Here is an 8,007-nt window from a genome sequence, read left to right as displayed (position 1 = left end):
GGCTGGTACACAAGCTGCGGGCGTACCAGTTGCAGGACCGCGGCCGGGACACCGTCGACGCGAACCTGGACCTCGGGTTGCCCGCCGACGCGCGGGACTACGGCACGGGCGCGCAGATCCTGTACGACCTCGGTGTCCGCTCGATGCGGCTGCTGACCAACAATCCGGCCAAGCGGGCCGGGCTGGAGGGCTACGGACTGACCGTGGTCGGCCGGGAGGCGATGCCGGTCGGGGCGACCCCGGAGAACCTGCACTACCTGCGGACCAAGCGGGACCGGATGGGCCACCTGCTGGACGAGTTGGACGGACCGGTCGAGTCGGTGGAACTGGTCGAGATGACGGAAAGGTTGGCGTGACGATGGCGGGGTTCGGGGAACCGGGAGTGTCCACGGTGGACGCTTCCGGGTTGACGGTCGGGGTGGTGGCCGCCCGCTGGCACGGGGAACTCACCGACCACATGCTGGACCGCGCGGTCAACGCGGCGAAGGCGTGCGGCGTGGACGACGTGGTGGTGGTCCGGGTCGCCGGTTCGGTGGAGCTGCCGGTGGTGGCCCAGGCGCTGGCCCGGCGCTGCGATGCCGTGGTGGCGCTCGGCGTGGTGATCAAGGGCGCCACGGCGCACTTCGACTACGTGTGCCAGTCGGTGACCGAGGGGCTTACCCGGGTCGCACTGGACACGGCGACGCCGGTCGCGCACGGCGTACTCACGGTCAACAACCTGGAGCAGGCCCGGGATCGGGCGGGGCTGGCGGACTCGGCCGAGGACAAGGGCTGGGCGGCAACCACGGCGGCACTGGAGGCTGCCGTGGTGATCAGGGACATCGCCGCCCGACCGTAGCCGATCGCCGCGTCGCTCTACGGCAACCGAAGCGTGCGGAGCGTTCGAACTCGGTCGGGTCGTCGGGGATGTCTGCGGCTGGTGTCAGGCGCAGCCCCGGCGGTGTCCTGGGGTCGGAGGTCTCGTAGCGGGCCTGCACGTCTGCGAAGAAACTCTCCGTGCCACCAGCGACGTGCTCGCTGTGCAGCACAGCGAGTGTTCCGGCCGGGCGGAGCACGTCCGCCGCTTTGTCGACGCGGATGTCCGGATCGATCCAGTGGAACGCGGTCGCCGAAAATACCAGGTCGAACGGGGTGGTCGGTGGTGTCCAGTGCTCGAAAGGGGACACCTCGACGGTCACGTTCCGGATCTCCTGAAGATTACGTCGGGCCACGGCAGCCAGTTCGGGGCTGAGTTCCACCGCGACAATGGTGCAACCGAGCCCTGCCAGTGGTCGGGTGGCCTGGCCGGTGCCACATCCGATCTCCAGCACCCGGGACCGCGGGCTCAGCCCACAGTGCCGGACCAGATCCTCGAAGACCTGGTCCGGATAGCCGGGGCGCGCCCGGTCGTAGCGGTCGGCGTCCTCGCCGAAGGTGGCACGCAGGAGTTAGCGACAGGAGACAGCCCGATGTGGTTACGACCCACCATCTATCCGATTCCGGCGCCGTCGCCGGTGCGGCTGAGCATCGTGGCGCGCCCGCGCGGGGACGACTGGCTCGACGACGAGATGGCCGGACTACGCCGTTGCGGGGTGGACATCCTGGTCTGCCTGCTGACCTCCGCAGAACGCGACGAGTTGGGGTTGACCGGCGAGGATGCCGCCGCCGCCCGCGCCGGTATCGACTACCACGCGTATCCCGTCATCGACCGAGGGGTTCCGGAACACGCCGCGATCCGTCCACTGATCGACGTACTGGCCGGCGACCTTGCCCGGGGACGGCACCTCGCAGTGCACTGCCGGGCGAGCATCGGGCGGTCGTCTCTGCTCGTCGCCGCGTTGCTGTCGCGGCTGGATGTTCCGGTCGACCGGATCTGGGACATCATCGGCGGGGCAAGGGGAGTCCCGGTGCCGGAGACCGAGGAGCAGCGGCGCTGGCTGGATGACCATCATCGTCAGGCCGCCGGGGGGCGGGGGATCCCGACGTCGTCGGCACTCAGCCCGTGGGCGGCGCCTGGAGCCGGCCGGCCTCGATGATCCGGCGCAGAAACTGCCGGGTACGGGGCTGGGTCGGCTCGCCCAGCACCTGCTCGGGCGGCCCCTCCTCGATCACCCGTCCGCCGTCGAGAAAGCAGATCCGGTCGGCGACCTCGCGGGCGAACCCCATCTCGTGGGTGGCCAGCACCATGGTCATGCCGTCCGCCTTCAGGTCCCGGATCATGGTCAGCACCTCGCCGACCAGTTCCGGGTCCAGCGCCGAGGTCACCTCGTCGAGCAGGATCAACCGGGGCGCGTTGACCAGTGCCCGGACGATCGCCACCCGCTGCTGCTGGCCGCCGGAGAGCCGGTCGGGATAGTCGCCGGCCTTCTCGGCCAGCCCCACCCGGGCGAGCAGCTCCCGGGCCTGGAACTCGGCCTCGGCCCGGTCCCGCCGGTACACCCGCCGGGGCGCCAGCGTGATGTTGTCCAGCACACTGAGGTGCGGAAACAGGTTGTACGCCTGGAAGACGATGCCGATCCGCCGGCGTACCAGGTCGGGGGAGACCCGGGGGTCGGTGATGTGCTCGCCGTCGAGGTGGATGGTGCCGTCGTCGAGGTCCTCCAGCAGGTTGACGCAGCGCAGCAGGGTGGACTTGCCCGACCCGGAGGCGCCGATCAACGCGACCACCTCGTGTTCGGCCACGTCGAGGTCGAGGTCGTCGAGCACCACGTGCCCGCCGAACACCTTGCGCAGCGCGCGGCAGCTCAGCACGGGAGGGTTCGGCCCGGCCGTCCGCGCCACCAGCTGTCCCGGTCGGGGCACCGGCGGCCCCGACCCGGTCATCGTTCCGCCTGACGGCGGGCGGCGCGCAGCGTCACCCAGTCGGTGACCGCGATCAGCGGAATGGCGAGCAGCACGAAGAGCACCCCCGCGACAATGTACGGCGTGTAGTTGAAACTCTCGGCGGTGGCTATCTGGGCTGCCCGTACCGCGTCGATCGGTCCGGCCAGGGACACCAGCCCGACGTCCTTCTGGAGCGCGATGATGTCGTTGAGCAGGGGCGGGGCCACCCGGCGGACGGCCTGGGGCAGCACCACGTACCGCATCGTCTGCCGGTAGGTGAGTCCGAGGGACCGGGCGGCGGCGAGCTGACTGGCGTGCACCGATTCGATACCGGCCCGGAAGACCTCGGCCAGATAGGCGCCGAAGGTGAGGACCAGGGCGATTCCGCCGAGCACCAGCACCGACGGCATGCCCTGAAGGCGCAGGCCGGGCACGCCGAGGGTGAGCACGTACAGCACGATGATCACGGGTAGCCCGCGGAACGTGTACGTGTAGCCGGTGGCCAGCGCCCGGACCGGGAAGAAGACCGGGCCCCGCAGGGTACGCAGCACCGCCAGCAGCAGACCGAGGGTGAGCGCCCCGAGGGCACAGCACACCAGCAGCTGCACGTTGAGCCACAGCCCGGTGAGTACGTCGGGCAGGGCATCGCGGGCGATCTGCGGGTCGAAGAAGGACTGCTGGACCCGTTCCCAGCCCGGTGCGCCGGTCACCGCCACCACGAGCAGGGTGCCGAGCAGCCCGGTCGAGGTCGCGGCGATCAGCACCGAGCGGACCGTCTGCCGTTTCCGGTAGGCGGCCCGCTCCCGGGCGATCGTGGACGGTCGGTGGTTGGTCAGGATCACGTGAGTTCGGTGGCGCCCGCCGTCTCGGCGAGCCAGGCCTTCTCCAGTTCGACGAGTTTCCCTCTTCCGCGCAGCGCGTCGACGGCGTTGCTGACGCAGCCGGTCAGCGGAGAGTCCTTGTCGAGCAGCAGGCCGAAGGTCTCCGGCACGCCCACCTGGGGCAGCTGGCCGACGATGGTGGCGTCCTTGATCTCCGCCGAGGTGATGTAGAAGGCGGTGGGCAGGTCGACCACGATGCCGTCGAGCTGGCGGTTCTGCAGCGCCTTCTTGGCGTCGTCGTTGCTGTTGTACACCTGGGGCTTGACGTTGGGTTTGATCAGGTCGGTGATCGCCTGGTAGCTGGTGGTGCCGACCTGCGCGCCCAGCTTGGCGTTCTTCAGGTCGGCCAGGGTCGACTTGCCGGTGATCTTCGAGCCCTTGCCCGCGACGACGGCCTGCCGGACCAGGTAGTACGGCGAGGAGAAGTCGACGGCCAGCTTGCGTTGGTCGGTGACGGAGAACTGGTTGATGTCGAAGTCGAACTCCTTCGCCCCGGGGGCGATGGCGTTGTCGAACTTGACCCGGACCCACTGCACGTCGATCCGGGCGTACCCGAGCTGCATGGCCACCTCGTACGCCACCGCAGACTCGAAGCCCTTGCCGTTCGCCGGCATGTTCTCGCTGAACCACGGCTCGTACGCGGGATCGTCGGTGCCGATGGTCAACTTGCCGGGTGTCTTGGTCTTCATATCCGCCTTCGAGCAGGCGGCCGGGGCCGAGACCGGTGGGGGCTGGTTCTGGGGAGCGCAGCCGGCGAGGGCAGCGAGAAGAACGGTAGCGGTCGTGAGCGCGACCGGCAGAGATCGGCTAGCCATGGCCGACAGCATAGGCACACGTCGACGCCTGCCCATAGATATTCCCAGCGGTCCGATAGGGATATTCGTCGGGTATCGGCCCGTCCAGTGGTGCCGACCGGGCTTCGGCGGTAAACCGGAACGGGAGGTCACGCGTCACGTAGCTGTGACGACCCACCTGGTCTCCGACCCGCCCGGCGGGAGGATCATGAGGCAACCCGTGCCCCGGCAGTGGGCGGCGGACGAGGCGATCACCCGCCTCTTCGCCGCCCACTACCGACCGCTGGTACGACTCGCCACGCTGCTGCTGCACGACCAGGGCGCGGCGGAGGAGATCGTCCAGGACGGCTACGTGGCGCTGCACGGCCGGTGGTCCCGGCTGCGCGACGCCGACAAGGCCCTGGCCTACCTGCGGACCAGTGTGGTCAACCGGTGCCGGTCGGCGCTGCGGCACCGACGGGTGGTGGAAACGCACCTGGCCGTGACCCGGCTGATGGCGGACGCGCCCAGTGCGGAGGCCGGCGCGCTCGACCTGCTCCAGCACGACGCCGTGATCGCCGCGCTGCGGGGCCTGCCGACCCGGCAGCGGGAGGCGATCGTACTGCGGTACTACGCCGAACTGTCCGAGGCCGAGACCGCCGAGCTGATGGGAGTCAGCCGGGGCGCGGTGAAGAGCCACACCTTCCGGGGGATGGCAGCGCTCAAGCAGACCCTGGGGGCACAGCGATGACCGAACACCGGCAGTGGAGGGACGAGGAGCGGGGCCCGATGGACGAGGACCTGCTGCGCCGGGTGCTCGCGGCCGAGGCCGACCGGATCGAGCCGGCACCGGGCGCGTTGCCCCTGATCCAGCGCCGGATCCAGGCCGGCGACCCGGGCGGGGCGCGCCGGGGCCGGTGGATCGGCCTGGGCCGGACACGTGCCCGGTTCGGATTGCGGCCTGCACTCGCCCGGACCGGACTGCGGTCCTCGTCCGGCCGGTTCGGACTGCGGCTGTCGCCCGGCCGGGCCGGAGCCGGAGCCGGAGCCGGAGCCGGAGCCGGCGGGACGATGGCCGGTACCGGCCATCGTCGCTGGGGCGGCTGGTCACCGCTCGCGGCCGGCGCCGTAACGGTGGCCACCCTGGCCGTGGCCGTGGTGGGGGCCGGCCTGGCCGGCAGCGTCGTACCGGCACCGTCGGACAGCCGGACCGGGTCGCCGGGCGGCGTCCTCGGCGCGCAGCCGACGGCCAGCGCGGCCACGCCGTCGACGGACGTACGGCCCGGCCCGACCCCGCCCGGCGGGCCCGTGCCCTCGGTCGGCACCACCAGCGGTACGGCGAGGACGGCCAGCCTCGCCGTCTACTACCAGGGCGGCGATCCGAACCGGCCCCGGCTCTACCGGGAGTTCCACCGGCTCTGGCTGCGGGACGGCTCGGCCGCCGACCGGATCACGGCGGCGGTGCGGAACCTGCTGGACGGGCCGACCGGAATGGATCCTGACTACCGCAACGCCTGGCCGGTCGGCACCGACCTGCGAGGGGTGTCGGTCAGCGGCGGTACCGCCACCGTCGACCTGGCCGGAGCGGCCCGGAACGAGGTCGGCGGGGCAGCGGCGCGGATGGCCGTACAGCAACTGGTCTGGACCGTCACCGCCGTACCGGGAGTGTCCGGGGTACGGCTCCGGCTCGACGGAACGGCCGTCGACCGGCTCTGGGACGGCGTCGACGTCTCCGGGGTACTGCGCAGAGGGCCGGCGGTGGAAGTGCTGGCCCCGGTGTGGCTGATCGCGCCGCAACAGGGGGACACCGTCGGGCGTACCTTCCAGGTGCACCTCGCGGGGATCCTGCCGGAGGCGACCGCACAGCTCCGGATCCAGCGGGACGGCCGCACGGTGAGCGAGAAGACGATCACACTGTCGATCGCCGGGCCGACCCAGGGCGAGTACCGGCACAGCGTCACCCTGCCGCCGGGCAGGTACACACTGACGGCGTACGCGACATCCCTGGCCGACGGTCGCGAGCAGCACCTCGACGACCACGTCATCACGGTCCGCTGACCCGGCCGGCGGTCCACCTGATGGGCGGTACGCCGACCCGGCGGCCGGGTCGGCGTCGACCGGCTGCGAGAATCCGGTTCCGTGAAGACGTTCGAGGAGCTGTTCGCCGAGCTGCAGGCGAAGGCCGCCGCCGGCACCCCAGGCTCGGGGACGGTGGCCGCGCTGGAGCGCGGCGTGCACGCGATCGGGAAGAAGGTCGTCGAGGAGGCGGCCGAGGCGTGGATGGCCGCCGAGCATGAGGGCCCGGAACGGGCCGCCGAGGAGATCTCCCAGTTGCTCTACCAGGCGCAGGTGCTGATGCTCGCCACCGGTCTGAAACTCGAGGACGTCTACCGACATCTGTAGTGCCCCGCCGCGTCCCGGCCGCCGTGGACGCGTCCGTCAGTCCGATCCACCTGACCGCGAGGAGCACTTCCGATGCTGCGCATCGCCATTCCCAACAAGGGCACCCTGTCCGGACCGGCCGCCCAGATGCTGCGCGAGGCCGGCTACCGCCAGCGCGGCGACGACCGCGACCTGATCTGCCGCGACGAGGCCAACAACGTCGAATTCTTCTACCTTCGCCCCCGGGACATCGCCACCTACGTCGGCTCCGGCGACCTCGATCTCGGCATCACCGGCCGGGACCTGCTGGTCGACTCGGCGAGTCCGGCCGACGAGATGCTCGACCTCGACTTCGGCGCCGCGACCTTCCGGTTCGCCGCCCCGCCCGAGATGGTGTCGACCGTCGACCAGATCGCCGGCCGGCGCATCGCGACCGCGTACCCGGGGATCGTCGAGCGGTACCTGGCCGAGCACGGGACCACCGCGACGGTGATCCGGCTCGACGGCGCGGTCGAGAACGCGGTCCGCCTCGGCGTCGCCGACGTGGTCGCCGACGTCGTCTCCACCGGCGCCACGCTGCGCCAGGCCGGACTGGCGATCGTCGGCGAGCCGATCCTGCACTCGTCGGCCGTGCTGATCCGCCGGGGGGAGGCGCCGACCAACGGCCAGGTGGACCAGCTCGTCCGCCGGCTGCACGGGGTGCTGGTCGCCCGCCAGTACGTGATGCTGGCGTACGACGTCCGGGCCGACCTGCTCGACCAGGCGACCGCGCTGACCCCCGGGATCGAGTCGCCGACCATCTCGCCGCTGCACCGGGAGGGCTGGGTCGCGGTCGAGGCGCTGGTACTGCGGCAGGACGTACACCGGATCATGGACGAGTTGTACGACGTCGGCGCCCGGGCGATCCTGGTCACCAACCTGCACGCCTGCCGGCTGTGAGCCACCCCCGCGCCTGATCCACCGGGGCTCCGGCCACCGTCTGTCCTTCGCGTTCCGGACGGGGACGCGAAGGACAGACGGTGGCCGCCCCCGTTCCCCCTGGAGCCGCACGCTAACGCTACGGCGGACCGGAACCGGGGGGTGGGAGCAATCTGCACAGCGACGCCCGCGCCGGTGTCTTCCCGCACAGTGGCGGTGGGGTCGGGCGGGTCTTCCGGCCTGTCCAGGGC

At 71.2% G+C, this 8,007-nt stretch carries 10 protein-coding genes and 1 pseudogene; 7 read left to right on the top strand and 4 right to left on the bottom strand.

Annotation, left to right across the window (positions count from 1 at the left end; genetic code table 11):
* A pseudogene (locus tag I0C86_RS37345) lies at positions 1-356 on the top strand (bifunctional 3,4-dihydroxy-2-butanone-4-phosphate synthase/GTP cyclohydrolase II); the annotation flags it as partial.
* Positions 357-358: 2 nt separating this feature from the next.
* Positions 359-838 (top strand): 6,7-dimethyl-8-ribityllumazine synthase, encoded by a 480-nt coding sequence (gene ribH / locus I0C86_RS37340; RefSeq protein WP_196206031.1) that lies wholly within the window; start codon positions 359-361, stop codon positions 836-838.
* Here ribH and I0C86_RS37335 read toward each other — a convergent pair.
* The gene (locus I0C86_RS37335; RefSeq protein ID WP_323374094.1) at positions 813-1,346 is read right to left on the bottom strand and encodes a class I SAM-dependent methyltransferase; all 534 of its coding nucleotides are present in this window, start codon (positions 1,344-1,346) and stop codon (positions 813-815) included. The two genes, ribH and I0C86_RS37335, sit on opposite strands and share 26 nt — an antisense overlap.
* Positions 1,347-1,448: 102 nt before the next feature.
* Between I0C86_RS37335 and I0C86_RS37330 the strand changes: the two genes are divergently transcribed.
* A complete protein-coding gene (locus I0C86_RS37330) occupies positions 1,449-2,015 on the top strand; it encodes a protein-tyrosine phosphatase family protein (protein ID WP_196206030.1) in 567 nt (188 codons plus the stop codon).
* Here the strand turns inward: I0C86_RS37330 and I0C86_RS37325 are convergent.
* The 3 genes from I0C86_RS37325 to I0C86_RS37315 are packed head-to-tail and all read right to left on the bottom strand — an operon-like array spanning position 1,975 to position 4,498.
* Positions 1,975-2,802, bottom strand: coding sequence for an amino acid ABC transporter ATP-binding protein (locus tag I0C86_RS37325; RefSeq protein WP_196206029.1), 828 nt, complete (start codon positions 2,800-2,802; stop codon positions 1,975-1,977). The two genes, I0C86_RS37330 and I0C86_RS37325, sit on opposite strands and share 41 nt — an antisense overlap.
* Complete coding sequence (locus I0C86_RS37320; protein WP_196206028.1) at positions 2,799-3,644, bottom strand: amino acid ABC transporter permease; 846 nt, start codon at positions 3,642-3,644, stop codon at positions 2,799-2,801. The genes I0C86_RS37325 and I0C86_RS37320 overlap by 4 nt, the downstream gene beginning before the upstream one ends.
* Entirely contained in the window at positions 3,641-4,498 is an 858-nt protein-coding gene (locus I0C86_RS37315; RefSeq protein ID WP_196206027.1) for an ABC transporter substrate-binding protein, read from the bottom strand. Before I0C86_RS37315 ends, I0C86_RS37320 begins: the two co-directional genes overlap by 4 nt.
* 187 nt (positions 4,499-4,685) lie before the next feature.
* Here I0C86_RS37315 and I0C86_RS37310 point away from each other — a divergent pair, with 187 nt between their 5' ends.
* From I0C86_RS37310 to hisG, 4 genes are all read left to right on the top strand, one after another.
* Positions 4,686-5,207, top strand: coding sequence for a SigE family RNA polymerase sigma factor (locus tag I0C86_RS37310; RefSeq protein ID WP_196206026.1), 522 nt, complete (start codon positions 4,686-4,688; stop codon positions 5,205-5,207).
* A gap of 38 nt (positions 5,208-5,245) precedes the next feature.
* Positions 5,246-6,514, top strand: a complete 1,269-nt coding sequence (locus tag I0C86_RS37305) for a GerMN domain-containing protein (RefSeq protein ID WP_196206025.1) — start codon at positions 5,246-5,248, stop codon at positions 6,512-6,514.
* A gap of 81 nt (positions 6,515-6,595) precedes the next feature.
* Positions 6,596-6,859: a phosphoribosyl-ATP diphosphatase gene (locus tag I0C86_RS37300; protein WP_196206024.1), complete on the top strand. Its 264-nt coding sequence runs from the start codon at positions 6,596-6,598 to the stop codon at positions 6,857-6,859.
* Positions 6,860-6,931: 72 nt separating this feature from the next.
* The gene (gene hisG, locus I0C86_RS37295; RefSeq protein WP_196206023.1) at positions 6,932-7,777 is read left to right on the top strand and encodes an ATP phosphoribosyltransferase; all 846 of its coding nucleotides are present in this window, start codon (positions 6,932-6,934) and stop codon (positions 7,775-7,777) included.
* The last annotated feature ends 230 nt before the right edge of the window (positions 7,778-8,007 follow it).

The organism is Plantactinospora alkalitolerans, assembly GCF_015690345.1.
Taxonomy (GTDB): domain Bacteria; phylum Actinomycetota; class Actinomycetes; order Mycobacteriales; family Micromonosporaceae; genus Plantactinospora; species Plantactinospora alkalitolerans.
This window is presented reverse-complemented; position numbering and strand designations above follow the sequence as displayed.

Bases quoted from the DNA above. Each gene is read 5' to 3' on its own strand.
- ribH (WP_196206031.1), top strand. From the start codon at position 359: ATGGCGGGGTTCGGGGAACCGGGAGTGTCCACGGTGGACGCTTCCGGG.
- I0C86_RS37330 (WP_196206030.1), top strand. From the start codon at position 1,449: ATGTGGTTACGACCCACCATCTATCCGATTCCGGCGCCGTCGCCGGTG.
- I0C86_RS37325 (WP_196206029.1), bottom strand. From the start codon at position 2,802: ATGACCGGGTCGGGGCCGCCGGTGCCCCGACCGGGACAGCTGGTGGCG.
- I0C86_RS37315 (WP_196206027.1), bottom strand. From the start codon at position 4,498: ATGGCTAGCCGATCTCTGCCGGTCGCGCTCACGACCGCTACCGTTCTT.
- I0C86_RS37310 (WP_196206026.1), top strand. From the start codon at position 4,686: ATGAGGCAACCCGTGCCCCGGCAGTGGGCGGCGGACGAGGCGATCACC.
- I0C86_RS37305 (WP_196206025.1), top strand. From the start codon at position 5,246: ATGGACGAGGACCTGCTGCGCCGGGTGCTCGCGGCCGAGGCCGACCGG.
- hisG (WP_196206023.1), top strand. From the start codon at position 6,932: ATGCTGCGCATCGCCATTCCCAACAAGGGCACCCTGTCCGGACCGGCC.